The organism is Pseudomonas sp. GL-B-19 (assembly GCF_019956415.1).
In the GTDB taxonomy this organism is placed as follows: domain Bacteria; phylum Pseudomonadota; class Gammaproteobacteria; order Pseudomonadales; family Pseudomonadaceae; genus Aquipseudomonas.
This window is the reverse complement of sequence record NZ_JAHBDK010000016.1, coordinates 32,063-57,479: the sequence shown is the minus strand read 5'-3', so window position 1 is coordinate 57,479 and position 25,417 is coordinate 32,063. Positions and strand designations below refer to the sequence as shown.

Annotated in this window: 18 protein-coding genes and 2 pseudogenes; 10 read left to right on the top strand and 10 right to left on the bottom strand. The window is 59.2% G+C overall.

What is annotated here, in order from left to right:
* Positions 1–19: 19 nt before the first annotated feature.
* A complete protein-coding gene (locus KGB06_RS04515) occupies positions 20–1,144 on the bottom strand; it encodes an OpgC family protein (RefSeq protein WP_223512122.1) in 1,125 nt (374 codons plus the stop codon).
* A gap of 247 nt (positions 1,145–1,391) precedes the next feature.
* Here KGB06_RS04515 and KGB06_RS04510 point away from each other — a divergent pair, with 247 nt between their 5' ends.
* The 3 genes from KGB06_RS04510 (at position 1,392) to KGB06_RS04500 (ending at position 4,934) form a co-directional block, all read left to right on the top strand.
* On the top strand, positions 1,392–2,897 hold the full coding sequence (locus KGB06_RS04510; RefSeq protein ID WP_223512121.1) for a glucosyltransferase domain-containing protein: 1,506 nt from the start codon (positions 1,392–1,394) through the stop codon (positions 2,895–2,897).
* A 118-nt stretch (positions 2,898–3,015) separates the two neighbouring features.
* Positions 3,016–3,390, top strand: a complete 375-nt coding sequence (locus tag KGB06_RS04505) for a GtrA family protein (protein ID WP_223512120.1) — start codon at positions 3,016–3,018, stop codon at positions 3,388–3,390.
* Positions 3,387–4,934, top strand: a complete 1,548-nt coding sequence (locus tag KGB06_RS04500; protein ID WP_223512119.1) for a glycosyltransferase family 39 protein — start codon at positions 3,387–3,389, stop codon at positions 4,932–4,934. Before KGB06_RS04505 ends, KGB06_RS04500 begins: the two co-directional genes overlap by 4 nt.
* Here the strand turns inward: KGB06_RS04500 and KGB06_RS04495 are convergent.
* Positions 4,912–6,531, bottom strand: coding sequence for an FMN-binding glutamate synthase family protein (locus KGB06_RS04495; protein WP_223512118.1), 1,620 nt, complete (start codon positions 6,529–6,531; stop codon positions 4,912–4,914). The two genes, KGB06_RS04500 and KGB06_RS04495, sit on opposite strands and share 23 nt — an antisense overlap.
* Positions 6,532–6,707: 176 nt before the next feature.
* A pseudogene (locus KGB06_RS04490) lies at positions 6,708–7,507 on the bottom strand (response regulator transcription factor).
* A 10-nt stretch (positions 7,508–7,517) separates the two neighbouring features.
* Here KGB06_RS04490 and KGB06_RS04485 point away from each other — a divergent pair.
* Positions 7,518–7,742, top strand: a pseudogene (locus tag KGB06_RS04485) (amino acid permease); the annotation flags it as partial.
* A gap of 26 nt (positions 7,743–7,768) precedes the next feature.
* On the opposite strand, the gene KGB06_RS04480 reads toward KGB06_RS04485, so the two are convergent.
* Positions 7,769–8,239, bottom strand: coding sequence for a DUF4234 domain-containing protein (locus KGB06_RS04480; RefSeq protein ID WP_223512117.1), 471 nt, complete (start codon positions 8,237–8,239; stop codon positions 7,769–7,771).
* 215 nt (positions 8,240–8,454) lie between these two features.
* Between KGB06_RS04480 and KGB06_RS04475 the strand changes: the two genes are divergently transcribed.
* Genes KGB06_RS04475 through KGB06_RS04465 form a run of 3 tightly spaced genes read left to right on the top strand, consistent with a single transcriptional unit; the run spans position 8,455 to position 10,052 of the window.
* Positions 8,455–8,889 (top strand): NUDIX hydrolase, encoded by a 435-nt coding sequence (locus tag KGB06_RS04475; protein WP_223512115.1) that lies wholly within the window; start codon positions 8,455–8,457, stop codon positions 8,887–8,889.
* Between the two features lie 24 nt (positions 8,890–8,913).
* On the top strand, positions 8,914–9,552 hold the full coding sequence (locus KGB06_RS04470; protein WP_223512114.1) for a LysE family translocator: 639 nt from the start codon (positions 8,914–8,916) through the stop codon (positions 9,550–9,552).
* Positions 9,553–9,554: 2 nt separating this feature from the next.
* Positions 9,555–10,052, top strand: a complete 498-nt coding sequence (locus tag KGB06_RS04465; protein ID WP_223512113.1) for a GNAT family N-acetyltransferase — start codon at positions 9,555–9,557, stop codon at positions 10,050–10,052.
* Positions 10,053–10,110: 58 nt separating this feature from the next.
* Here KGB06_RS04465 and metR read toward each other — a convergent pair whose 3' ends face one another.
* Positions 10,111–11,028: a transcriptional regulator MetR gene (gene metR / locus KGB06_RS04460; RefSeq protein ID WP_084323017.1), complete on the bottom strand. Its 918-nt coding sequence runs from the start codon at positions 11,026–11,028 to the stop codon at positions 10,111–10,113.
* Between the two features lie 119 nt (positions 11,029–11,147).
* Here metR and metE point away from each other — a divergent pair, with 119 nt between their 5' ends.
* Complete coding sequence (gene metE, locus KGB06_RS04455) at positions 11,148–13,460, top strand: 5-methyltetrahydropteroyltriglutamate--homocysteine S-methyltransferase (RefSeq protein ID WP_223512112.1); 2,313 nt, start codon at positions 11,148–11,150, stop codon at positions 13,458–13,460.
* Positions 13,461–13,503: 43 nt separating this feature from the next.
* Here metE and KGB06_RS04450 read toward each other — a convergent pair whose 3' ends face one another.
* Positions 13,504–18,711 carry a dermonecrotic toxin domain-containing protein gene (locus KGB06_RS04450; RefSeq protein WP_223512111.1) on the bottom strand — a complete coding sequence of 1,736 codons (5,208 nt, stop codon included), beginning with the start codon at positions 18,709–18,711 and terminating at the stop codon, positions 13,504–13,506.
* Between the two features lie 205 nt (positions 18,712–18,916).
* On the opposite strand from KGB06_RS04450, the gene KGB06_RS04445 reads away from it, so the two are divergent.
* Positions 18,917–19,951 (top strand): alpha/beta fold hydrolase, encoded by a 1,035-nt coding sequence (locus tag KGB06_RS04445; RefSeq protein ID WP_223512110.1) that lies wholly within the window; start codon positions 18,917–18,919, stop codon positions 19,949–19,951.
* 112 nt (positions 19,952–20,063) lie between these two features.
* On the opposite strand, the gene KGB06_RS04440 is transcribed toward KGB06_RS04445, so the two are convergent.
* Positions 20,064–20,420: a DUF6124 family protein gene (locus KGB06_RS04440; RefSeq protein ID WP_223512109.1), complete on the bottom strand. Its 357-nt coding sequence runs from the start codon at positions 20,418–20,420 to the stop codon at positions 20,064–20,066.
* Between the two features lie 548 nt (positions 20,421–20,968).
* On the opposite strand from KGB06_RS04440, the gene KGB06_RS04435 reads away from it, so the two are divergent.
* Positions 20,969–21,637, top strand: coding sequence for a DsbA family oxidoreductase (locus tag KGB06_RS04435; protein ID WP_223512108.1), 669 nt, complete (start codon positions 20,969–20,971; stop codon positions 21,635–21,637).
* 107 nt (positions 21,638–21,744) lie between these two features.
* On the opposite strand, the gene KGB06_RS04430 is transcribed toward KGB06_RS04435, so the two are convergent.
* From KGB06_RS04430 to KGB06_RS04420, 3 genes are read right to left on the bottom strand one after another with little or no spacing between them, the layout of a single operon-like run.
* Positions 21,745–22,074 carry a GlpM family protein gene (locus tag KGB06_RS04430; RefSeq protein WP_223512201.1) on the bottom strand — a complete coding sequence of 110 codons (330 nt, stop codon included), beginning with the start codon at positions 22,072–22,074 and terminating at the stop codon, positions 21,745–21,747.
* 8 nt (positions 22,075–22,082) lie between these two features.
* Positions 22,083–23,411 carry a sigma-54-dependent transcriptional regulator gene (locus KGB06_RS04425; RefSeq protein WP_223512106.1) on the bottom strand — a complete coding sequence of 443 codons (1,329 nt, stop codon included), beginning with the start codon at positions 23,409–23,411 and terminating at the stop codon, positions 22,083–22,085.
* A complete protein-coding gene (locus KGB06_RS04420; RefSeq protein WP_223512104.1) occupies positions 23,408–25,309 on the bottom strand; it encodes a sensor histidine kinase in 1,902 nt (633 codons plus the stop codon). The genes KGB06_RS04425 and KGB06_RS04420 overlap by 4 nt, the downstream gene beginning before the upstream one ends.
* Positions 25,310–25,417 lie beyond the last annotated feature (108 nt).

Below are 25,417 nucleotides of genomic sequence, written 5' to 3'. Positions count from 1 at the left end.
TGACCGGGGCTTTTTGGTTTCAAGCGACAGCGATGTGCGGTGAGCGATTCAAGTGTTTATTGAACTCCAGCCAGACCCCCAACAACCCCATCAACCCGGCCCCGACCAGCGCGGTAAAGATTTGCATGGCAAATGCATCGCCGGTCAGGGCGTTGATCATATCCGCCAACGGCGCCAGCAACACGCCGAGGCAGAATATTTCCAGCGAATAGCGCCCCATGCGCGAGCATTGCCGGGCCATCCAGTTTTGCGTCCAGCCGGTGTCCGGCAACAGTTTCGCCGTGACGTACGCCAGGGCCAGAAAGTGCAGCAGGCGCACCGGCGACAGATCGGTCTTGCTGATCGGGTACAGCAAGTTATTCAGAAGGGTTGGCATCAGCGCGTCATGTATCTGCGGCCAGCGCCAGGAGACGGTAATCAGCCCGGCAGCCACCACGTAAATCGCCGCACAGACAAACAACGGCTGGCGCAGCAGTGGACGAGCCTCGGCCAACCGTGGCCTTTGCCTGTGAATCGCAGCGGCGCCGCCGAGCACAAACAGCAGTTGCCAGGTAACGGGGTTGAAGTACCACACGCCGTCCTTGATCGCGGCCAGGTTCCAGCCAAATACCGGCGCCAGCAGGTAGACAGTCAACGACACCGCCACCACCGCCCAAGCCTTGCGCACCAGCATCGGCAGTACCAGCGGCAAACCGGCGAGCAACACGATGTACAAAGGCAATGGATCCATCAGGTTCGGTTTGAAGCGCAACAACAACTCATCAGTTAACGCTTGCTGCGGGTTGGTGATGAAGTGGCGCAGGCCCATTTCCTCGACCAGATCGCGGGTTTCCACATGGCTGTTGGCGAAAAACACGATGCCCATCAGCATCGCCAGCAAGAAAATATGCACCACATACAGCACCCAGGCGCGGCGCAGGATTTTCACACAGGCAATCAGATAACCGTCGCGCGCAAGGACTTTGCCGTAGGCCAGGACCGCCGCGTAGCCCGCCAGAAACACAAAGACCTCTGCTGCATCGCTGAAGCCGAAGTTACGCAGGGTAATTTGGCCCAAGGGGTTGTGGGGCACGTGATCCCAGAAAATGAAGATCAGTGCCAGGCCACGGAAAAAGTCGATTCGGTGATCGCGTTCAGTCGTCATGGCTGCGGGCTCTTGAACGGTGTTGAAATGGGGGCGGCCGGTGCCACAATTAAGTCGCGCGCGGCACATCGGCGGCGCGCAGGGTGCAGGGATTAGCCGGCAATTGCAAAGTGTGGGTATTACGGGATGTCTCAGCGCATTTCCGAAGGGCAACCGCCGGTCTAAAAGCCCGGCAGCTTTGCGATCTCTGACTAGCGTCGGATTCAAAGTTGTATTGGTTGTGGGCGAAATCCCTTGAGGCGCCGACATGAGCATCTGCGATTGGCTCGACAAAGAACGTGGAGGCCGTCAGGTCTGGTTGCTGTTTGTTCTTGCGACGTCACTCTATGTCCTGCCGTTGATCCTCGCGGATTACCCTTACATCGATGACAACTGGCGTTCCCTGGCCGCTGGCATGGGCTGGTCGGAGGAGGGCCGCCTGTTCGCACAATGGTTCTACAACCTGCTGACCTTCAGCGGTGCCGCGCCCAATATCTTCCCGTTGCCGCTATTGATTGCCACGCTGGCCATGAGCGCAGCCCTGACCCGCCTGACGTTCCACTACTTTCCCGAACCGACTATTGCTCATTGCCTGGTGGTTCTTCCGCTTTGGTACAACCCGTTTTTCCTGCAAAACCTGTCGTACCAATATGACGGGCCGACCATGGCGCTGAGTGTGGTAGCGGTGATTTACGCGATCACGTTCAAAGGCCCCACGCGCGTTCAGCAACTGATCGTTCCGGCGCTGTTGATTGCGTTGGCCATCGGTCTTTATCAGGTCAGCATCAATGTGTTTTTCGGGCTCTGTTGCCTGGAGCTGCTGCGGGGGGCAAACGACAAGTTATCGTGGCCCGCGTGGTGCCGACTGCTCGGCTGGAAAGTCGCGCAGGTGGTGTTGGCAGGCTTGATCTACGGCGCCACGGCCTTTGCTTACATGAGTCAAAACCGCACCGCGATGTTGAACGGAGCGGCAGCACCACTGCTGCAAGTTGAAATCAATGCAGGCCGGGTGCTGGAAAAAGTCGTGCTGCTGTTTCATGGTGGCTTTACCTGGGTGTTCGCCGCGCTATTGCTGTGCGCCATCGTCGGGGGGGCACGCGTGGGGCAGGGCTTGCTGGCGCGGCAGGACAGGAGGCTGCACAAAACGCTGATGGGGTTGGCGTGTTTGTTGATTCTGCCGGTCCTGGTGTTCCTGGTGCCCGGTGCTTCACTGTTTTTTCGTGACTTCAATGAAGGCGCCCGAACCTTGATGGGCTTTGGTGTCGTGCTGGTGTTGCTGTTCTATCTCAGTCATCGGGCTCTGGCATCGTTGCACGGAAAACTGCCGTTGCTGTTGCTCATCCCGCTGTTGGCGATGCTCTCGCTGTCCTTCGCTTACGGGCGCGTGCTGACCCTGCAAAAAACCTTCGCGACCAACGCGCTGTATGCCTTGAGTGCCGACATCGCCTCGCGCCCCGCATTGCGCGATGCCAAGCGCATTTACTTGTCGGTGACTTACTCGGATCACTGGTTAGTTGCCGCCGCAGGGTCGTTCAAGCAGATGCCGGTTTTGCACTATTTGCTGAACACCGACTACTACATGCTCGCGGAAAATCTGCCGAAAACCGGCATCACCAATGTGGTCCGGGAAAAGGAGCGGCGCAACGCGACACGAGTGGGTTATCAGGGGTATCCGCCGCTGGTGGACAGCCAGTTTTATCGCATTTATCTGCTGGGGGATTACGGCTTTATCGTCATGAAAGAACCCGTCCCGGTGAAAGTGTTGCAATGGTGAACAGGCATGACCTTTGATCTGAAATGCCGCTCTACCTGTTATTTATGACAGTAGACGCGCACCTGCCCTGACTTTAGGTTGAAACCCACCTGAAGCAGCAACAGGCAAGAGCACGGACATGAAAGCCTTATGGAAAGAATTCTCCACCTATGCGGTTGTTGGCGTGGCCAATACGCTGATTCATTGGCAGCTGTTTTACATCCTCACCACCGCCGCCGAATGGAGTCAGGCCGCCAGCAACGTTTCGGCGTTCTGTGTAGCGGCGACGTTCTCCTTTTATGTGCACGCGCTGTACACATTCGACGCCAAAGAATCGGTCCTTAGATATTTGGGGTATGTCGGTGTCATGGGCGTGCTGAGTTTTGTGTTCGGACACTATGCCGACGTCTGGAAACTCCACGGTTTGGTGACCGTCGCGTCGTTCTCGCTGTTGAGTCTGGTCTGCGGGTTCTTCTTTTCGCGATTTTTCTTGTTCAGCGAGCGTGAGGCGTGAAGGTTTCGCGCTGCTCCGGGGAGGTGGCGGCGCTGTTTGTGGTGGTGGCGATCGCGTTATTCGTGAGATTTCACGCCATCACCACGCCGGCCGTCTGGTACGACGAAGCCTATAGCCTGCTGCTCGCCGAGCGGTCGCCCGCGGATATCTGGTCCACCACGGCTCGGGACGTTCATCCACCGCTTTACTACGTGTTGCTGCATTACTGGATGCTGATGTTCGGTAATGGCGTCCTGGCTGCTCGATCGCAGAGTGCCCTGGCTGACGTCGGTACGTTGTTGCTGAGCATCAAGCTGATGAGTCTGGTGTCGACGCGAAGGGCGACCTGGATGGCGGCTTTGTTGTTTGCGTTGCTGCCGATATCGGTTCGCTACAGTCAGGAAATCAGGATGTATACCCTGATTGGTTTTTGGCTGATGGGCGCTACGGTGGCGTTGGTGTGTTGGGTCAATTCACCGCAGCAAAAGCGTTTTGCGGTCATTTATGTGCTGCTGATGACGGCCGCTTTCTATACGCATTATTTCTCCGCACTGTGTGTATTGGTGCATTGGTTTTTTTGGTGGCTATCGCGTGGTTTATCCGTTCGTGCATGGATAGGGGCCAATGCTGCCATTCTCTTTTTGTACCTGCCGTGGTTACCCCATTTCATTGATCAACTGCTGCAAAGAAATGGGCTCGATTGGATACCGCCCCTTACATGGGAAGTCGCCCTGACAGTCGTTTGGTCATTCATGGTAATGAGTGATGAGCCGGCGTCTTTAGGTTGGCGTTTGGTGCCGACGGTGTTGATCGTTGCTTTCGCAATATTTGTTGTGTCGAAAGACCGGAGTAAACAGCACTACAGCGCGCTGCTGGTGAGTTACTTTTTCGTACCGGTATTAACTGTTTTTCTGCTGTCGCAAATCTTCCCCATTTTCATCCATCGGTACCTATTGTTTGCTGCTGTCGGACTGCCAATTATCATTGCTGTCGCGCTGGATGGTTGGGAGTGGCGAGATAGAATTTTAGCCCCATCGGCTTTTCTTCTTGTTGTCGCCGTACAAACGTATGGGGTGATGGCTGTTTATGAACAATCTGATGAGATTAGCGGTGCTGCTTTTCGCCGCGAGGGCAAGCTGGACGTGCTAGCGGCAAGGATCGCTCGCGAGGCTCGCCCGGATGACGAAATCGTGGTCGAAGGATTATTTTGGTACTTGCCGTTCATGTACTACAACACAACGGGCATCCAGCCGAAGATGTACGTTGTGAAATCGACCGGCGTGCCCTGCGACACCTACGGTTTTGGTGGTTGTGCGTTAGTCCCCGGGCGAGTAGAGGGCACCGCATTCATGGATTTTTCGGCCATGAAGCCGAAGGCGAGAAGGGTCTGGTGGGTAACGGGTCAATCCGATCCTGAACACAGCCGTTTATTTCCAAACGACTGGATACATGTTCTAACGCTCAGGGGAGGAGAAAGCGAGGCCCGCTTGTTCGTCCTGGACGGCGCTCCAACTCCCCATGAAATCGTTTTTCAGCCGTTATTTACGCAGCAACTCCCTCGTTAGGCTCAAAACTGTCCGCCCGAGCCATCTGCCACATCCGCGAGTAAAACTCCCCATTTACTTCCCCGGTAAGCAACTCCCCCGGTTTCAGGAACACATGCAACTGCGAGAACAGCTTGATCTCGGTCGCCGACATGCGCCGCACCAAGTGTTTGGCCGACAGCTGTGAAGGGTGGTCGAGGCCCGCCGCCGCGAGCATTTCGGCCAGGGCTTTAAGCGTATTGCGATGAAAGTTGAACACCCGCTGGGCCTTGTCCGGTACCACCAGCGCGCGTTGACGCAAGGTGTCCTGAGTCGCCACACCGGTAGGGCATTTGTTGGTGTGGCAGCTTTGCGACTGGATGCAGCCGATAGCGAACATGAAGCCGCGCGCCGAGTTGGCCCAGTCGGCACCGATGGCCAGGACGCTGGCGATGTCGAAGGCGCTGACGATCTTGCCGCTGGCGCCGAGTTTGATTTTGTCCCGCAGGTTCAAGCCGACCAGCGTGTTGTGCACGAACAACAAACCTTCGCGCATCGGCACGCCGATGTGGTCGGTGAACTCCACTGGCGCGGCTCCGGTGCCGCCTTCCTTGCCGTCGACGACGATGAAGTCCGGGAGGATGCCGGTTTCCAGCATGGCCTTGGCGATGCCCATGAATTCCCACGGGTGGCCAAGGCAGAACTTGAAGCCCACCGGTTTGCCGCCGGACAGTTCACGCAGTTGCTGGATGAAATGCATCAGTTCGATTGGCGTGGAAAACGCGCTGTGCCGCGACGGCGAGATGCAGTCTTCGCCCATCATGATGCCGCGGGTTTCAGCGATTTCCTTGGTGACTTTGTGCTTGGGCAGAATCCCGCCATGGCCGGGTTTAGCACCTTGGGACATCTTGATTTCGATCATGCGAACTTGCGGCGTTTGTGCCTGGGCGGCGAAACGTTCCGGGTCGAATTGGCCGTCAGCGGTACGGCAGCCAAAGTAACCGCTGCCGAGTTCCCAGGTCAGGTCGCCGCCGTTTTCCCGATGGTAAGCGCTGATGCTGCCTTCACCGGTGTCATGGGCAAAGTTGCCGAGCTTGGCGCCCTGGTTCAAGGCGCGAATCGCGTTGGCGCTGAGCGAGCCGAAACTCATGGCCGATATGTTGAACACCGACGCCGAGTACGGCTGGGTACATTGCGGGCCGCCGACCATCACGCGGAACGCGCTCGGATCACTCAACGGCGCCGGACGCATCGAGTGGCCGATGAACTCGAAGCCCGACTGATACACATCGATCAACGTGCCGAAGGGTTTGTCGGCGCTTTCGTTTTTGGCGCGCGAATAGACAAGCGAACGCTGGGCCCGGGAGAAGGGCAGGGCGTCGCTGTCGGATTCGAGCAGGTACTGGCGGATTTCCGGGCGAATGCCTTCCACCAGATAACGAATATTGCCCAGGATCGGGTAGTTGCGGCGCACCGCGTGCGGGCTTTGCAGCAGATCGAACAGGCCGATCAGGCTGAGCACGCCCGTGACGGCAGTGATCGGCCAGAGCCAGTCGTATTGCACAAAGGGCAGGCTGGCGAGGGTGAAGATCACGCAAGCGGCAAAGAAGGCGTAGCGGCTCAGGAGTGACAGGCTCATACGGTTTCCTTGGGTTCGGACTCAATAATTTCAACACAGCAGGTGCATGGACACAGAGATCCCTGTGGGAGTGAGCCTACTCGCGATTGCGGTTGTTCAGTCGACATCAATGCTGAATGAAAGACCGCCATCGCGAGCAGGCTCACTCCCACAGTAAAAAGCAATCCGCGTTGTAGTCAGGCATTCTGCGCCTGCAGAAAAATCGAAAACAGCTCGGACTGGGATTTGATCCCCAGCTTGCTGTACATGTGTTTCTTATGGACTTTCACGTTTTCCACGGAGATTTCCAGCTTACGGGCGATTTCTTTGCTGGAGCAACCGCTGAGCATCAATCGCCCGACGTCCAGTTCCCGGGCGGTCAGTTGCGCGCCTTTGAGTTGTTGCACCGACGCTTCCAACTGCACGCGCCAGTCAGGCTGCGGTGGCGATGGCGCCAGGGCCACGACTTCGTTGATTTCATTGGGCAGGCGTTGGCGCAACAGGCCCAGCACCCACGGCTGGATCAGCGACAACAAGGCAATCTGCTGGCCACTGAACCGCTGCTTGCTGCCCAGCGACAGGCAGAGCGTGCGGTCGCCTTCGAGCTGGCAATTGAACTGGATTTCATCGGCGACCACATCCAGACGAAAGTAGCGCTGGTAATACTCGGTCAGCTCGAAGTGTTCCGGCGCCACTTCCGACAGGCGATAGAGGCCGGTGCGCGATTGCTCGCGGCACGCGATGTAGAACGGGTCCAACAGATACAAACCGCGCAGGTAGTCCTGAAACAGCTGATCCGGGTTGCCGTCCTCGCCCGGGCATTCGGCGAACACTTGCGGGTGCTGGTCGGCACTGAAAAGCAGGGCCACCAGCTGTCGAAGGTCACATACTGATCCAGCAGGCGCACCAGCTGCGTCCAGAAATTTGGCTTGTCCAGGGCGTCGATCAGTTGCCCGACCGAGCGGTGCCAAGCGATGTCGTCCCGCGAAAGTGTCATGCCTCTACCCCTATCGGGTTACCCCAGCGGTTCGCGTCTGCTGTTCGCCATGGGCCGCGACGGCGTGCCGCCGAAATCGTTTTTCGGCACCTTGCACGAACGCTTCGGCGCGTTCCTCGCCTTCAGCCTGGTCAACCTGTCGATGATCTTTCACTACTGGATCGGCGGCGAGAAAAAAGTCCCGCGTGAACTGGTGTTGCTCCTGGTGTTCCCGTTCATCGGCTTGGTGGCGGATTTCACGGTTACCTGCCCTTTTTTGTTTCAGGCTTGAACGGAGTGGGATGTCGGTGGCTTTTTTTCTTGGTGTTTTTGCTTGTCCCGAGGGAGGGCGTTAATGCAGTAGTTGACGTGGTAAAAGGTGAACAGTACGGAGTAGACACGATTCATGCGTAATTCGAAGTTGTGTTCAGTCAAGGCGTAAGCCCTGAGCGCTCGACGTACGCGAAAGCACCATGCAACAGAGACAAACCAGGCAACTACAGTTAGCAAGATACCCAAAAATATAAACGCCAAATGAGGAATGAGGCTGAACAGCCCGCCGATACCGCACATGCCCAGATACACAATCAGGAACGTTGTGGTCATGGTCTTGATACGAGTGACGACCTCAACCGCCGCGGCGGTCTTATACATCCAGATATTTGAATACAATCCCATCGTCACCACCGTTAACAGAATGAGATGAAACGTCTTGAGATTGTTCTGTTTTTTGAGCGTCGAGATATCGGACATGCAACATGTTCCTTGCGAGGCGAGGTAGGCGAATGACGGCTGAATAGCTGCCGAACACGCTACCAAAACCCCGCGTGGGAAATTTCCGAGCTAGTGCGTGGATAGATCCTCTTGTTCAAGCGATTCGAGTGTCAGAACTTGTAGTGTTCGTCGGATGACGAGCACCCAGCGAGCATGGGATCCTTGCAGCTTTCACCCAAGGCCCATTCCGATCCATGACTCATCCATCCGCTGATTCGCCACGCCTCATCCGCATCGCCGCCGCCCTGTTGATCGGTCCCGACGGCCGCACATTGCTGGTGCGCAAGCGCGGCACTCAAGCCTTCATGCAGCCGGGCGGCAAGATCGAAGCCCATGAACAACCGGTACACGCGCTGGCCCGAGAGCTGGAAGAAGAGCTGGGTCTGATCATCGATCCTGCGCACGCCAGCTACCTCGGGCAATTCTCGGCACCGGCCGCCAACGAGCCGGGATTTGTCGTACACGCCGAACTGTTTTTGCTGACTATCGATGCCGACGTTACCCCGGCGGCGGAGATCGAAGAAGTGATCTGGATCGACCCGGTCACCGATGGCGATGTTACGCTGGCGCCATTGACACGGGACCTGATCCTGCCGTTTTATCGAGCATCGCTGACCGAGCCTGCCTAATCATTACCGGACGAAGGATTGCCCATGATTCCGCTTCAAGACCTGCTGATTTTCGCCGCCGCCGCGTTGCTGATGGTGCTGACGCCGGGGCCGAACATGATCTACCTGATCTCCCGTTCAATCTGTCAGGGGCGCAAGGCCGGCGTGACGTCATTGCTGGGCGTGGTCGCGGGGTTCTTTGTCCATTTGTTCGCCGCCGCTGCCGGTTTGACCGCAGTGTTCCTGGCGGTGCCGATGGCCTATGAAGTCTTGAAATGGGCCGGGGCGTTGTACCTGGTGTGGCTGGCCTGGCAGGCGGTCAAGCCCGGTGCGCGTTCACCGTTCGAGGCGCAGCAGTTGCCGCCGGACTCGTCGCGCAAACTGATCACCATGGGGTTTCTCACCAGTGCGTTGAACCCCAAGATTGCGGTGTTTTACCTGTCGGTGTTTCCGCAGTTCATCAACCCTGAACACGGCTCGGTATTCAGCCAAAGCCTCATCCTTGGCCTGACGCAGATCAGTGTCAGCTTCTGCGTCAATCTGCTGATCGCGTTGTTCGCGGCGGGCATCGCCTCGTGGTTCGTCAACAACCCGGCCTGGCTGGCGGTGCAGCGTTATTTCATGAGTTTTGTGTTGGCGGCACTGGCGGTGCGGCTGATGCTTGAGCAACGCAGGATGGTGTGAACATGTGGATTGAACGGCTCGATGCCAGTCATGCCCTGGCTTACCGGGAATTGATGCTCGAAGCCTACGACTTGCATCCGCAGGCTTTTACTTCAAGTGTGCGAGAACGCGCTGCAATGCCGCTGAGTTGGTGGGAAAAGCGCCTGACCAGCAAGCTGGATGCGGTGTTTGGGGCGTTTGAAGAAGGCCGGCTGGCGGGCATTGTCGGGTTGGCATTCGAACCGCGAGAAAAGGCCCGGCACAAGGCGAGGCTGTTTGGCCTGTACGTGTCGGGCACGGTTCGCCAGCGCGGGTTGGGGCATGAGTTGGTGCAAGCGGTGTTGGCCGAGGCGCGCAATCATCCGGCGCTGAAGGTCATTCAACTGACTGTTACTGCCGGCAACGAGGCAGCATTCAACCTGTACCAGCGCTGCGGCTTCATTCAGTTCGGCCTGGAACCACTGGCGGTGCGGGTGGGCGAAGACTACTTCGACAAAATCCATATGTGGCGAGAAATCTAAACCCACCGCTATCCCCTGTAGGATCGCCGCACCGCCGCTCCTACAGGGGACTGTGTTCCTAGCGGACTGCGCTGACGCCATCCAGTGTCGAGAACGACGTGTCTTTCGCCGTCAGCAAAAAATCGCGCATATACGGCGCATCCAGCATGTCCGCGCGAATCCCCGCGTACAGCGTCGCAAACAAACCTTTCTCGCCCAGCCGCTTGGCCTTCACGTAACCCCGCGAGCTGTATTCATGCAGCGCCCAATGCGGCATGCCGCACACGCCGCGACCGCTGGCCACCAGTTGCATCATCATCACCGTCAGCTCCGAGGTGCGAACCTGCGCCGGTTCGATATCGGCCGGTTCCAGGAAGCGGGTGAAGATGTCTAGCCGATCACGTTCCACCGGGTAGGTGATCAAGGTTTCCGTGAGCAAGTCTTCCGGCACGATGTACGCCTTGCTCGCCAACCGGTGCTGGTTGGCCACCGCCAGCATGGCTTCATAGGTGAACAGCGGCACGTAGGTGATCCCGGCGATTTCCAGCGGATCAGAGGTCACCACCAGATCCAGATCGCCACGGGCCAGCGCCGGCAGTGGCGCAAAGGAAAAACCGGAGGCCAGGTCGAGTTCGACTTCCGGCCAGGCATCGCGGAACTGGTCGATGGTCGGCATCAGCCACTGGAAGCAACTGTGGCACTCGATCGCCATGTGCAAGCGTCCGGCCGTACCGCCCGCCAACCGCGCGATATCGCGCTCGGCGCCGCGCAGCAGCGGCAGGGTGGCGTCGGCCAGTTGCAGCAGGCGCAAACCGGCACTGGTGAAGCGCACCGGTTTAGTCTTGCGCACGAACAGTGGCATGCCCATGCGTTCCTCCAGTTCCTTGAACTGGTGAGACAGGGCCGATTGCGTCAGGTGCAGACGATCGGCGGCGTCGACCAGGCTGTCGGCTTCGCGCAAGGCGTGCAGGGTCTTGAGGTGACGGATTTCAAGCACCGGATGGCTCCATGAGTAAAACTTGTGATCAACACGAAAAGGTTGAGTTTGTCTCATGATGGGTTGGCTGTCGACAATAGCGCCATGTTTTACAGCATCTTTTATAGAGAGAACTCATCATGGCGCTGGCCCACACACTTGGTTTCCCACGCATCGGCGCAGACCGCGAACTGAAAAAAGCCCTCGAAGCCTACTGGAAGGGCGACCTCGATCAGGACGCGCTGCACAGCGTCGGCCGCCAATTGCGCGCCGCCCACTGGCAATTGCAGAAAGACGCCGGCATCGATCTGCTGCCGGTCGGCGACTTCGCCTGGTACGACCAGGTGCTGACCCACTCCCTGACCTTCGGCGTGATCCCCGAGCGTTTCGACAGCGCCAAAAATGCCAACGGCCTGCCGACCCTCGACACGTTGTTTGCCATGGCCCGAGGCGCTACCGCGACCTGCTGCGGCGGCGAACACGGCAAAGCGCAATACGCCCAGGAACTGACCAAGTGGTTCGACACCAACTACCACTACCTGGTCCCGGAATTCACCGCAGACCAACCGTTCAAACTGAGCTGGCAACAGCTGTTCGACGAAGTCGATGAAGCCAAGGCCCTCGGCCATAACGTCAAACCGGTGATCATCGGCCCGCTGACTTACCTGTGGCTGGGCAAGGCGAAAGGCAACGACTTCGACAAACTCGACCTGCTGGAGCGCCTGCTGCCGGTGTACAACGAAATCCTCACGCGCCTTGCCGCTCAAGGCGTGGAATGGGTGCAGATCGACGAACCGATCCTGACCCTCGACCTGCCGCAAGCCTGGAAAAATGCGTTCGAACGGGCCTATCACATCCTTCAATATTCGCCGCTGAAAAAACTGGTGGCGACCTACTTCAGCGGCCTGGAAGACAACCTCGGCCTGGCCGTCGGCTTGCCGGTGCAAGGCTTGCACATCGATGCCGTACGCGCGCCGGATCAACTCGGCCAGGTGCTGGATCGTCTGCCGACCTACAAGATTCTCTCGGTCGGTCTGGTCAATGGCCGTAACGTCTGGCGCTGTGAACTGGAGCAAGTGCTCGCGCAACTGCAACCGGCCCAGGAACGCTTCGGCGACAACCTGTGGGTCAGCAGTTCCTGCTCGCTCTTGCACAGCCCGGTGGACCTGGAGCGCGAAGACAAACTCGATCCTGAACTGAAAAGCTGGCTGGCGTTTGCTGTGCAGAAGTGTGGCGAAATCGCTGTGTTGCGCGATGCCCTCAACGATCCACAATCACCCAAAGTGCAAGCCGCACTGGCCGAGAGTCGGGCGATTCAGGCCAGCCGCGCCGAGTCACCGCGCATCCACAAAGCCGATGTGCAGGCGCGTCTTGCCGCCATCGGCGCCGCGGACAGCCAACGCCGTTCGCCGTTTGCCCAGCGCATCGAGCAACAGCGTGCACGCTTGAAACTGCCGGCGTTCCCGACCACCACCATCGGCTCATTCCCGCAGACTGGTTCGATCCGACTGGCGCGTCAGGCGTTCAAGCAAGGCAAGCTGTCGGCCAACGATTACACCGACGCCATGCACAGCGAAATCCGCCACGCCGTGCAAATACAGGAACGCCTGGGACTGGACGTGCTGGTGCACGGCGAAGCCGAACGCAATGACATGGTCGAATACTTCGCCGAACAGTTGGATGGGTACTTGTTCACCCGTTTTGGCTGGGTGCAGAGCTACGGTTCGCGCTGCGTCAAACCGGCGATTGTCTACGGCGACCTCAGCCGTCCGAAGGCGATGACCGTCGACTGGATCACGTATGCACAGGGCCAGACCGACAAGGTCATGAAAGGCATGCTCACCGGTCCCGTGACCATGCTGATGTGGTCGTTCCCGCGCGAAGACGTGTCGCGCAAAATCCAGGCGCAACAATTGGCGCTGGCCCTGCGTGACGAAGTGGTCGACCTCGAAAATGCGGGCATCAAAATCGTCCAGATTGACGAAGCCGCGTTCCGTGAAGGCTTGCCACTGCGCCGGGCGCAATGGCAGGAGTATCTGGACTGGGCGGTGGAAGCTTTCCGCTTGAGCGCCAGCGGTGTGCGTGACGAAACCCAGATCCACACCCACATGTGCTACAGCGAATTCAACGACGTGATCGAGTCCATCGCGGCCATGGATGCCGACGTCATCACCATCGAAACCTCGCGCTCGGACATGGAATTGCTGGAGGCCTTTGAAGCGTTCGACTACCCGAATGACATTGGGCCGGGGGTCTACGACATCCACTCGCCACGGGTGCCGGACACGGGCGAGATGGTCAAGCTGATGAGCAAAGCCGTGAAGCGGATTCCGGCCGAGCGCTTGTGGGTGAACCCCGATTGCGGATTGAAAACCCGGGCGTGGCCGGAGACTGAAGCGGCGTTGGTGAATATGGTGGCGGCAGCACGGCAGTTGCGTAGTCAGCTGGCATAGGGTGCCTGAAGCGGGAGCGGAAAAACCGCTCCCGTTTTACGTTCTAAGCCGGGTTGAAATGTTTAAGCGCTACGGATTTCTTGCCGATGTCGGCGTATGGAAGGTCGGCATTTTCAGCGTGCGTCAGAAACCGGTGCTCTGGCAGTTTCAGATGGGCCTTTTCGAACTCTGCAAATGCAGGTGCTGCCCTGGCGTAGTGAAAATGGGCATACCACATCACCTTGGGCGGTGTTTGCGTCAGGTCTCGTACCTCGTATTCCTGCAGGTAGTCGGTTCGTCCGTCCGGCCGTTTACCCAGGTTTTCCATCGGCTTTTGCTTATGGATATCGACGATTTTCCGCTCCCCGGAATTTTGCTGCATGAGGTAATCCAGCATTCCATCGGTCGGGTTTCGACTGTTCATCGAGTACTCGATACGCAGCACCCGTGCGGTATGGGTCAGTTCGGTGGCTTTGTCACGTAGCTGCTGGATGAGCGCGTGACCGGGTTGAAGATCTTCGATCTCCAGGGCTCGCCGGCCGAGTTCTGCGGCCTCGCTGAACATCATGTGTTCCAGATCAACGGGCAGCATGTCCTGTCGGGCATAGGCCTCGACGCGGGTTTTGTACGCCGCCTGAGCACCGAGTCGGCTACGGGCATCGGCCGTTAACGCTCCAAGGTCTTGGTGAATGGGGTGAGAGCCCTGTTCCTGAGGATTTAGAAGGCGAAACTTGCCATTTGAGCCTTGTTCCCAAACCTCTTCGAAACCGCGATGTCCCGTCAGTGAGTATTGGCGTTTTTGGGTCGTCGGTTCCCTGCGTTCCTCCCCGATCAGCAATTGATCGTCTTCGGTGGTGAACACTTTTTTGCCGCGTTGCCCGGCCGTGGACGCTGGCGCTGGCTGATCGATAGCCTTGCGTGCCCGTTCGGCGATTTTCTCGATACCCTCCAGCAGTGGCCCCACGGCCTCCAGATGAAAGTGCTGGGGATAGCTGGCGGTCCAGGCATTCATGTTGCGGCGAAATTCCCCGTAGAGATCGAGGCACTCCTGCAGTATTCGATTGCGCTGGGCGCGGGTGGCGCTCACTTCCGGCAGGCTGTGTTGGGTGAACAAGGCGCGATCGACTTTGATCCGAAGCGATTGTGCCCGTGCTTGCAGGTAGAACCAGGAAACATCGTTGGTGCTGTCGTAGCGTTTGACGATCTCCAGCAGGTGACTCGTTTTCAAGTACAGCTGATTGGCCTCGTTGAGCTTCGCGTTCAAGTCCACGAAGGCGCGGCTCAAGACTGTTTTGGTCGGTTTGTCAGTAATGCGCGGGTACCACAGGTTGAGGTCGCGCATGTGGGCATCGATCGCGTCGAACTCGCGCATATTCTCCAGGCGCAGCTTTCTGACGTCCTCCAGAATACGCAAACGCTCGCCCAGTGCCTCGGCAGGCAGTGCGTCCAACTGGTCCAGAAGATCGTCGATCCTGTCCGTCAGGGCCAGTGCCCGTTGACTGGCCAGGACCACCCGTTGTTTGGCCCGATCAGCCACTAACAAGGCGTCATTACTTTGTATTTCCTTGAGCACGCGTACTTTGTTGCCGCGCGTCATGGGGAGCAGATCAGCCAGCGTTTGGTAATGCTTGCTGCCCAGTTCCATGTCCTTGATGCACGCCGCTTCCAGTGCCGGTGTCAGCGCCGGACGAAGGTTTTCGGGGCTGGTGTTGTACGTTTCCATCAGGGCGGTGGTCCGCGTGATCTGGGCGTCGATCAGCGGGGCCATGGCATCGGCGGCTTCGGTCAGCGCTTGCTGGCGGCGCAAGGTCTGGTCGGTCCACCAGCGCGGCAGGCGTTCGCGAATGGCGGCCGGCCAGAGCGGGTCAAGGCCGTCTGCCAAGTGCCCGAGCACACCACCGCCACCCAGCCCGCCGCCCTCGAAGGTCACCCCGTAGACACCGAAGTAAGTGTCCCAATGGCCCGCCTCATCGAGGCCGACCGGTTGCTTGTAGGTTTTTTGTGAAGTACCGAAAAGTCGCCAGTTGCGTGAGTCGCTGCTGCGTTCAATTTGGTAGATGCGTCCCTGGCGAACGATAAAGTCACCGTCGGGATGCCGGTAGACATTGCGGTCAATCCCATGGGTAGCCGGTTCCAGGCCGGCCAGGGAAATCGGTTTTTCGTATTCGTACCCGGCGAAGCGCTGGACAGCATGCCGGGCCCGGCGTTTCGACGGCGATTGCAACGCCCCGGCGTTTTTACCCAATGCACCGAGTTGACGAATACGCGTCAGTGAGCGAGCGCCCTTCACTGTCCTGGCACCGACGGAAGCGCCCGGAAGAATGTCCATGGCGGCATCGATCAGTGACAACAACACCGATTCAATCTCCGTCAGACCATCGCCTACATCACCGCGCAACAGGGCCGCGACGGCGTGGTTGGCGCTGTTCCAGGCATCGTAGAGCGCGACACCCGCGCCGACAAAGGGCACCATTCCCAAGGCCATTTTTATGTAGTTGAACGCCCTCGGCCCGTTGAGCGCATAGCGTTCCTGATACAAGGCATCGTTGGAACGGGAGGTGCCGCGATGCGCTTCGATCAGGCGTCCCATATGCGCATCGAGCAGATGGGACGACAGCGACGTTGTTTTCGGCCAGGGCACGCCGACCCCGATCATCGCGTCGAAATGCTTGAGTACGGCCTGGTTGATGCGGCTTGCATGGGCTCGCACGTTACCGATCAAGGCACGTCCGGCCAGATAACTGACCATCTCGCTGCGCAGGCACAGATTGAACAAGGCCCGGCGAGCAACCTCCAGATTGTCGTAGCGGCGCAGGAACTGACCGTCGGGGCTGTCAGGCAGATAAAGCAGGGTCACGCCGCTGACCTGCTCTTCAACGAACGTCACCCCTGACAACGTGGTGGGGCCTTCGTTGGGTGTGTCCTTGCCACCGGCGCTCAGGTACGCCGGCCGGAGCACGATGCGCTTGCCCGCAACGTTCCAGGCTGGCGGCGTATCGGCCGTAATGGCGATGCTCAACACCTGCCATTCGTTCTGATTGATCTGCTTTTGCAGGCGCGCGCAGGTCCCCTGCAACTGGAGCATCAGGCGCCAGGGCTCGATCAGGCATTCACGCCGGTGTTCCTTGATGAACGCGGTCTCGCTGGCCGAGCCCATGAAGGCGTCGCGAATCAGGTTTTCGTAGGCTTGGGGTAGATCCAGTTCAGGCAGCACCTTGCGCAGCCAGGGCAGGGTGATACCGCTTGCCAGCGCCCGGCGTTCGGTTTCATCCGACGCCGTGACTTCAAGCCGCATAAAACCCAGTCGCAGTGAAAGGGGTTCCAGCTGCATCGCGGGTGTGTTGTCGATATTGAGCTGGGCGAGTGCTTCGAGTGAGATTTTGCTGCGGGTTGCACTGGGCACTGCGACGAGTTTCTGCGGGGTTCCCGGGGCGGCGCCACCGGACAGTTGTTTTTGCAACGTAACCGCGTCGGGCAGATCAAGCTGCACGGCAAAATGCCCGTTGAGCGCGAAGTCTTTTCGCAGACGCGCCTGCACATGCTGGCGGGTGAAATCGTCACGCGGTGGCAGGGCGATTTCCAGTTGTGCATGACTGCGGCGCATGGCCAGGAGGTAAGCCTCCACCAAACCCTTGAGTTCAGCGCGCTCGGACGCCGATAAGGTGACCAGCCAATCGGGCAACAGGGAGAATAGTTTCGCGCTGCGGCTTTGTTCCAGCAGGTGTGCAAAGGCCAGGTTTCTGGCGGCTGGCATCGGGACTTGCAGGGTCGCCAGTGTTTGTTTGCGCAGCGTTTCCAGTGGGTCTGCATGTTGGCGCAGGTGCGCGGCTTGTTCTTCGAAGTGGCTGGTCTGTTTATCGAGGCTGTCATGCAGCGGGTCGGTGACGATTTTTTTCAGCTGCAAGGCCAGCACCCTGTCTTGGTCCTGGATCTTGAACAGCTGTTGTTCCAGTTCCGTGCGATTGGCAAACCGTTGCAAGCCACCGCCTAAACCTGGCCAGTACAGCAAGAGGCTGTGCGGCGATGGCGTATCTCGGGTGATGACGAAGGGACCGTTGAGTGCCTGGGTGGTGATGCCGCCATCGGGCCCGGTCATCGACAGCGTCAGGTTGGCCGCGATGATGGTTGCGTCGCGATCGGCCGCCAGCGGCGTATCCAGCACCGCCTTGATCAAACTGAACTCATCGCTGTCGAGCTGCTTGAGCGCCAACTGAAGTTGGGCCTCGGCGCGCAGGCCATCCTTGTGCGCTTGATAGAGCGCGCTGAACTCGCGGTTGATGGTCGCAAAGTCGAGGACACGGGACCTGTAAAGCAGGGCGGAGGCAGCCGTATCAGCGGCATGCTCTGCTGTCTCCAGCGCCTGCATTGCCACTTTGAATGACTGTTGACGCTCGCTGTCGAGCTCGTCGCCCAACAGCGCTTCGAGCGCATCGCGCTGCCGGTTCAGTGAGGCCTGGCGCTGGGGCCAGGGAATGTCGGCAAACAGGTTGTCGAACAGCGGTTGTTCGTCCTCATCCTCAGCCGGGTTGTCTGGCAGCGGGATTTCAAGCTCTGGAGGCGACGCGAAAACGACGGCGTTCGCGTACTGCGGGCGTAAAAGCAGCTCAGTGATACCGAACGTGAGCGGCTGAGCCTTCGCGGTGTATTCAAAGCGCACGTCATCGTCGGGCAAACCTTGGGGAACAAGGGATTGTCGAGACAACCAGTCTTCCATGTCACGGCGCTGATTGAAGAACTGAATGGGAACCGGCCGGCCCGGCAGATACAGCCACTGTGCGGCGGGTTGCCGATCGCCCACGCGGATGACCCAGGCGGCGGGGAGTTTCAGGGTACCGCTGTCGCTCAACACCAGGGTCAACTGTTCGGTGTGGATGGGTTGATCGTCCAGGCGCAGGCCTGAGACGGGTGGGGCCAGTACCAACAATAGCGGCTGCAACTGTTCCGTGGTCAGGGTTCGGCGAGCGAAGGCCACTTGGGCGCAGGCCTCGAAGTGACAGCGGTACAACTGACCCACCCGCTCGCGTCGCGACACCGGCGCACCGGGTGCCCGGGCATCCCAATAGGCGTTCCAACGTTCGTTGAGCGAGGGTTCAGGACGGTGACCTTTCAACGGTGCGGCGGCAAACAACGCCTGCAAACCCTGGCTGCACTCGCGCCAGCGCGCTGAAGCACTCAGCAACAGGCTTTCATCGGGGTTGTTCTTCAGGGGCGGATGCGCCGTCATCACAATCGGTGGGGAGACGGGCAAGGTGCTGAACACACTTTCATTCATGGCAACGTGGCTCTGTGCAGAGGAGCGGCGTATCCGCTCTTGAAGAGCTTCATTAAAAGAAACCTGCCATGGCCCGTGGCACTACATAGTTATCGCATCGACCATTGGGCGAGATTCACGAAACTGTCACGTAACTGTGGCAGCGCGCTTGATCAAACTTCATCAGACTCGCGCTCTACTGGGGTTCTGCGTTTCGGTGTTTTTCATGCGTGCACGATTTTTATCAACTGCGGCCTTCCTGGCCGCGTTGTTGTTTGGCTTACCGTCCTTTGCGGCGTCTCGTTGTGATGTCAACGTACCGACCCAACACGTCGATCTGGCGCAGGTGAGCCTGGCGTACCAGAGCATTGGCCGTGCGTCGGACCCTGCGTTGCTGCTGGTGATGGGCCTGGGCGGGCAGTTGATTCACTGGCCGGACGAGGTGGTGGTCGCGCTGTGTCAGCAGGGCTTCCGGGTGATTCGCTACGACAACCGTGATGTTGGCCTGTCGACGTGGCGGCAAACCCCGGCCGAAGCCAACCTGACCTTCGAGGCCTTGCGCTACAAACTCGGCTTGCCGGTGTCGGCGCCGTACACCCTGACCGACATGGCCGACGATGCCTTTGGCTTGATGGACGCGTTGCACGTCGAGCAATTCCACGTATTGGGTGCGAGCATGGGCGGGATGATCGCTCAGCACATGGCGGCGATGGCGCCGCAGCGCGTCGAGAGCCTGACGTTGCTCATGACCAGCTCCGGTGCCGAAGGCTTGCCGGCGCCGAGTGAGGCGCTGGTGCAATTATTGTCCCGTCGTGGCGCGCCGAATCGCGAAGTGGCGCTGGAGCAACAGGCGGATTTGCTCGCGGCGCTGGGCAGTCCCTCGGTGACGGATGACCGGCAGGCGCTGTTGCAGCAAGCGGCGCAGTCCTACGACCGAGCGTTCAACCCGGAAGGCGTGAAGCGCCAGATCATGGCCATCCTCGCCGAGCGCAGTCGCGTGGACCTGCTCAACCAGTTGCGCGTGCCGACGCTGGTGGTGCACGGCACTGCCGATCCGCTGTTGCCGGTGATGCACGGTGTGCATTTGGCGGCGCATATTCGTGGCAGCCAGTTGAAGCTGATTCCGGGTTTGGCGCATCGGTTCCAGGAGGCATTCAAGGAACCGTTGCTGGCGGCGGTGTTGCCGTACTTGCAGGCCCATCGCGAAGACACTTCGCATTGGGCGCAGATCGACCCAGTTACCTACCCAAACCTTCTGTAACCCCCAATCCAAATTGTAGGAGTGAGCCTGCTCGCGATGGCGGCGGATCAGTCAGTATTGATGTAGCAGACAGACCGCTATCGCGAGCAGGCTCACTCCCACAGGTTTTGTTTTACGTCGGGACGACGTTATCAAGCATCAGGTTCACCGCCAGTTCGCCGAGCATGACCGAATTCTGAATGCCGAGCACGGTGTTGCGCTGGGTGCCGTCGACCGTTGCGGCGAAGTTGCTCAACATCACGCTCGCCGACGCCAGTGATTCGCAGGCGTTGACCAGCAGGGTTTCGTTGTCGGTGTCGGCGGCGACGAAGTAGATGGTGCTGGGTTTGCGTGGGGTGTCTTTGGGAATGACCGGTTTGAGGTAGTAGTCGAGGGCGCGGTCGGCGGCTTTGTTGAGCTTTTTGGACTCTGGGGTTTCGTAGGGGGAAACGTCGTCGGTTTCCGGTGGATTCGGCGTTATTTTGAACATGAGGCATTTTTCCTAATAGTAGTGCCGCAACCTGTCTCGCTACTAAACGGAAAGGGTGGCAGCTGTGCGCAAGTTAGTAGACCGGTAAAATCGCCCAAAACCCGGCGCGCCCGAGGGCGCCATGCGCACAGCTACCATCAAGTGCAGGTGAAAACCTGACTGGATGACACTTGTGCAACCGTAGACGAAATCAGCCGGGCTACTAAACCCGATCACTGGGAATCAGTGACAGGACCAAGTTACCGACGGGCCTCCAGGCGCACAAGCCGGCGGATTCTGACGTGGTTGTAGGCGACGGCGCAAGGCGCTGTAGCTTTCAGGAAGTAACCTTAAACAGAACTAAACACATGCCCCCAAACACCGCACAAACCTGTAGGAGCCTGGCTTGCCAGCGATGGCGGCGTGTCAGTCACCACACATGTCGGCTGGAAGACCGCTTTCGCGGGCAAGCCCGGCTCCTACAGGGATTAGTGCAACGGCTGCCACCGAGGGGCCGTCAGGTGTATCGTTCGAACTTTCCGGCGCGATCCAAGTCTGCGAGGTGTGTGATGAGTACCCCTTTGAAAATCGATTTCGTCAGCGACGTGTCCTGCCCGTGGTGCGTTGTCGGCCTCTACGGCCTGACCCGGGCGCTGGAGGTTTTGCGCGATGAGGTCCAGGCCGAGATCCGTTTCCAGCCGTTCGAACTGAACCCGAAGATGGGCCCTGACGGCCAGAACATCACCGAACACATCACCGAAAAATACGGCTCGACCCCGGAACAGTCACAGAAAAACCGCGAGATGATCCGCGCCCGTGGCGCCGAGGTCGGGTTTGCGTTTCGTACCGACGGCAACAGCCGCATCTACAACACCTTTGATGCCCATCGTTTGTTGTATTGGGCAGGGCTGGAAGGGCGGCAGTTCAATCTGAAAGAAGCGCTGTTCAAGGCGTATTTCACCGACGGCGGCAATCCGTCCGATCACGGGCAATTGGCGCAGATCGCGGAAAACGTGGGGCTGGACCGGCAGCGGGCCGAGGCGATTCTGGCGTCGGATGAATACGCCAAAGAGGTGGTTGAGGAAGAACAGCTGTGGCTGACCCGTGGCGTGAGTTCGGTGCCGACGGTGGTGTTCAACGGGCAGTACGCAGTGAGTGGCGGGCAGCCAGTGGAAACGTTTGTCGGCGCGATCCGGCAGATCATGAGTGAAGCCAAGGGCGGTACTGTTAACGGCTGAGATCGTTCCCACGCTCTGCGTGGGAATGCCTCTAGGGACGCTCCGCGTCCAGTGACGCGGAGCGTCACGGGCTGCATTCCCACGCGGAGCGTGGGAACGATCAGTAATCAGGCCTGGAGGCGAACCCAAACGGTGACGAGAATTGTCGCCGCAATCAACCAACCCACCGCAGCCACGGCCAGCGACGCCTCCAGTCGCATCCGGTCCACCATCACATACAACGTCGCCAGGTAAACGAAGTAGGGAATGATCGACCACATGCCAAACACGATGGTGGTCTTCAAGTCCTCCACTGAGCGCCCTTTGCCGACGATGAAATGCGCAATCAGCGCAAAGGTCGGAAACAACGGCACCAGGCCGGCGATGTAGTAATTTCTGGTCTTGGCCAGTGCCGCCAGAATCAGCACCACCGCCGCGCCCAACGCTGCTTTCAGAATCAGATCCATCAGTGGCTCAGCCCGTACTTTTTAACCTTGTCGAACAGCGTGGTCTTGGCCATGCCCAGTTCCAGGCTGGCCTGGGTCAGGTTGCCGCCGCTGCGCTGCAAGGCGTCGCTGAGCAAATTGCGTTCGAAGGCTTCTACCGCTTCGGCGAAGGCCAGGCCCTGATTACTGCCACTGGCACCGGTCTTTTTGAAGGCCGGCAGGCCGAGGGCGAAGCGTTCGGCGACGTTGCGCAGTTCGCGCACGTTGCCCGGCCAGTCGTGGCTCATCAGGTTCGACAGGGTCTGGTTGTCCAACTCCGGCACGGCGCGGTCAAAGCGCAGGGATGACTGCTGCAAAAAGTGCTCGAACAATTGCAGGATGTCCTCGCGACGTTCGCGCAACGGTGGCAATTCCAGGGTCACCACGTTCAAGCGGTAATACAGGTCGCTGCGGAATTCACCGGTCTTGCTGGTTTCGGCCAGATCGGATTTGGTCGCTGCAATCACCCGGCAATCCACCGCCACGCTCTGGTTCGAGCCGAGGCGTTCGAGGGTGCGTTCCTGCAATACCCGCAGCAATTTGATTTGCAACGGCAGGGGCATGCTTTCGACTTCGTCGAGGAACAGCGTGCCGCCGTCGGCATGTTCGATCTTGCCGATCCGCCGCTTGCCGGCGCCGGTGAAGGCGTTGGCTTCATGGCCGAAAATTTCGCTTTCGAACAGGTTCTCCGGCAGACCGCCGCAGTTCAGCGCGACGAATTGTTTGGTGTGGCGCCGACTGAAGTCATGCAGGCAGCGCGCGACCAGTTCTTTACCGGTGCCGGTCTCGCCTTCGATCAACACGTTGGCCGAGGTGTCGGCGACGTTGGCGATCAGTTCCCGCAGGTTTTGCATGGCTGGCGAACGGCCGATGATGCGGCCTTCGAGGGAGTCGCGCTCGGCCAGTTGCCGGCGCAATGACGAGACTTCGCGGGCCAGGCTGCGTTGTTCCAGCGCACGGCGCGCAACGTCCACCAGGCGTTCGGGGGAGAAGGGTTTCTCCATGAAGTCATAGGCGCCTTTTTGCATCGCGCCGACGGCCATGGAGATGTCCCCGTGACCGGTAATCAGCACCACCGGCAAGCTGCGATCGCGGGCCTTGAGTCGGGTCAGCAGTTCCAAGCCATCGATACCCGGCAGGCGAATATCGCTGATGACGATGCCGGCAAAGTTGTCGCCGACACGTTCCAGTGCTTCCTCGGCGCTGCCCACGCCGACGCAGGGAATGTCTTCCAGGGTCAGCGCCTGTTGGCAGCCGAGCAGCACATGAGGATCGTCCTCGACGATCAGCACACTAAGGTCGTTGTTCATATGGGCTCGGCGGAAGTAGGGCTTACCAACGGTAAACTGAGGACGAAAGTGGTACCACCGCTGACCGGGTGTTCGACACCCAAATTTCCACCAGTAGCGGCGGCCAGACTGGCGGACAGGGTCAGGCCGAGGCCCAGCCCCTGTTCACCGGGTTTGGTGGTGAAGAACGGTTCGAACAGATGCTTGCGCGCTTCGGCGTCGATGCCGTGGCCGTTGTCGCGCACGCGAAGACGGTATTTGCCGTCGAAGACGTCACCTTCCAGCCACAACTCCGGCAGCGGTTGGGCCTGCATGGCATCGAGGGCGTTGCCGATCAGGTTGACCAGAATCTGTTCGAGGCGGGTCTGATCGATCTGCACTTGTACATCTTTGAAATCGCGATGCAGTTGCAGGTGCGCGCTTTCCACCCGACTACTGAGCAGTTGCAAGGCGGCGTCTACGGCTTTGCCGAGGCTGGCCTGGCCTTTGTCATCACCGCGACGAGCGAAAGAGCGCAGGCTGGCAGTGATCCGGCCCATGCGGTCGATCAGTTCGTTGATGGTATTGAGGTTGGTGCTGGCCACGTCCAGCTGACCACGCTCAAGGAAGCGCACGGTATTGCCGGACAAGGTGCGCAGCGCGGCCAGCGGCTGGTTCAATTCGTGGGCAATGCTGGTCGACATTTGGCCGATAGCCGCAAGTTTGCCGGCCTGCACCAGTTCATCCTGGGCGCGGCGCAGCGTCTCTTCCGCGTGCCGGCGCTCGCGGATCTGGCCCTTGAGCCGTTCGTTGCTGGCGCGCAGGTCGGTGGTGCGTTCGGTAATCCGACGCTCCAGTTGATTGTTGGCTTCCTGCAAGGCTTCCCGGGCGGCGAGGCGGGTGGCGATGACCTTGCGCCGCTCGTTCCAGGCGATCAGCAGAAACGCCACCAAGGCGAACGCTACCGCCACCAGAATCCCCTGATTGATCGCTTCACGGCGCAAATCCTGAAGCGGCGTGAGCAGGGTGAAATTCCACGGGGTATCGCTCAAGGGCCGGGTCTGGGCCAGGTAGCTGATGTCCTCTTCGTCGGACGCCACTTCGCTGTTGGCGGGGAATGTCAGCTTCTCGACACCCTCGGCCAGGGTTTCACGGGCCAGCGGTTGCAGTTCATTCAGCGGAAACCAGTAGTACTGAAGGCTGCGGGCGAGTTTTTCTTTGGTCTCATCGCTCAACGGCACGACCGACTTGAGTCGTCGCGCCGGATCACTGGAGAGAATGATGATGCCGTTTTCGTCGCTGACGAAGGCTTCGAGGCGCGCCCGCTGCCAACGTTCCTCCAGGGCTTCGAGGCGGATTTTGACCACCGCGACGCCGATGATTTTGCCGTGCTCTTCCAGGCCGTGGGCCAGGTAGTAACCGGGTTCGCCGTTGGTGCTGCCGATGCCGTAGAAACGTCCCGGCTGGCCGCGAATGGCGTTCTGGAAATAAGCGCGGAAGGACAGGTCTTCACCGAGGTAACTATCGACATCGCGCCAGTTACTGGTGGCTACGACACGGCCGGTCGTGTCCATCACGTAGATAGCCCGACTGCGGCTGCGCCGGTTCAGGCCTTCAAGGTAATCATTGACCGTTTGCCGGTGTTCCGGCGACGGGTCGGCCAGCAGTGTGGAAACACTGGTTTCGAGTTCCAGCAGGCTGGGCAGGTAGGTGTATTTGCTGATCTCGCTTTCGACGGCGCGGGCGTGCAGTTCGAGCTGACGCTGGCCGTTCTCGCTGAGGCTGCGAATGCCGTAGTGTTCACTGACGCAGAAGCCGGCGTAACCCAGTCCGATCATCAGGGCGATGATCAGCGGCGGCAGTAACATGTGGCGAATCAGACGGGGTTTCACGGCAAGTGATGGCGTTGCTGCGCGATAGAGAATGGGGTCGCATTTCATCACAGATGCCTTGGGTCAACCACAACACAAATCTGAACCTTGCACCGACCCCTGTAGGAGCACGGCTTGCCGGCGATGACATCCGATAAAACGCCATCGCCGGCAAGC

Coding starts and splice junctions, on each gene's coding strand:
- KGB06_RS04515 (WP_223512122.1), bottom strand. CDS start 1,144: ATGACGACTGAACGCGATCACCGAATCGACTTTTTCCGTGGCCTGGCA.
- KGB06_RS04510 (WP_223512121.1), top strand. CDS start 1,392: ATGAGCATCTGCGATTGGCTCGACAAAGAACGTGGAGGCCGTCAGGTC.
- KGB06_RS04505 (WP_223512120.1), top strand. CDS start 3,016: ATGAAAGCCTTATGGAAAGAATTCTCCACCTATGCGGTTGTTGGCGTG.
- KGB06_RS04495 (WP_223512118.1), bottom strand. CDS start 6,531: ATGAGCCTGTCACTCCTGAGCCGCTACGCCTTCTTTGCCGCTTGCGTG.
- KGB06_RS04480 (WP_223512117.1), bottom strand. CDS start 8,239: ATGTCCGATATCTCGACGCTCAAAAAACAGAACAATCTCAAGACGTTT.
- KGB06_RS04475 (WP_223512115.1), top strand. CDS start 8,455: ATGACTCATCCATCCGCTGATTCGCCACGCCTCATCCGCATCGCCGCC.
- KGB06_RS04470 (WP_223512114.1), top strand. CDS start 8,914: ATGATTCCGCTTCAAGACCTGCTGATTTTCGCCGCCGCCGCGTTGCTG.
- KGB06_RS04465 (WP_223512113.1), top strand. CDS start 9,555: ATGTGGATTGAACGGCTCGATGCCAGTCATGCCCTGGCTTACCGGGAA.
- metE (WP_223512112.1), top strand. CDS start 11,148: ATGGCGCTGGCCCACACACTTGGTTTCCCACGCATCGGCGCAGACCGC.
- KGB06_RS04450 (WP_223512111.1), bottom strand. CDS start 18,711: ATGAATGAAAGTGTGTTCAGCACCTTGCCCGTCTCCCCACCGATTGTG.
- KGB06_RS04445 (WP_223512110.1), top strand. CDS start 18,917: ATGCGTGCACGATTTTTATCAACTGCGGCCTTCCTGGCCGCGTTGTTG.
- KGB06_RS04440 (WP_223512109.1), bottom strand. CDS start 20,420: ATGTTCAAAATAACGCCGAATCCACCGGAAACCGACGACGTTTCCCCC.
- KGB06_RS04435 (WP_223512108.1), top strand. CDS start 20,969: ATGAGTACCCCTTTGAAAATCGATTTCGTCAGCGACGTGTCCTGCCCG.
- KGB06_RS04425 (WP_223512106.1), bottom strand. CDS start 23,411: ATGAACAACGACCTTAGTGTGCTGATCGTCGAGGACGATCCTCATGTG.
- KGB06_RS04420 (WP_223512104.1), bottom strand. CDS start 25,309: ATGAAATGCGACCCCATTCTCTATCGCGCAGCAACGCCATCACTTGCC.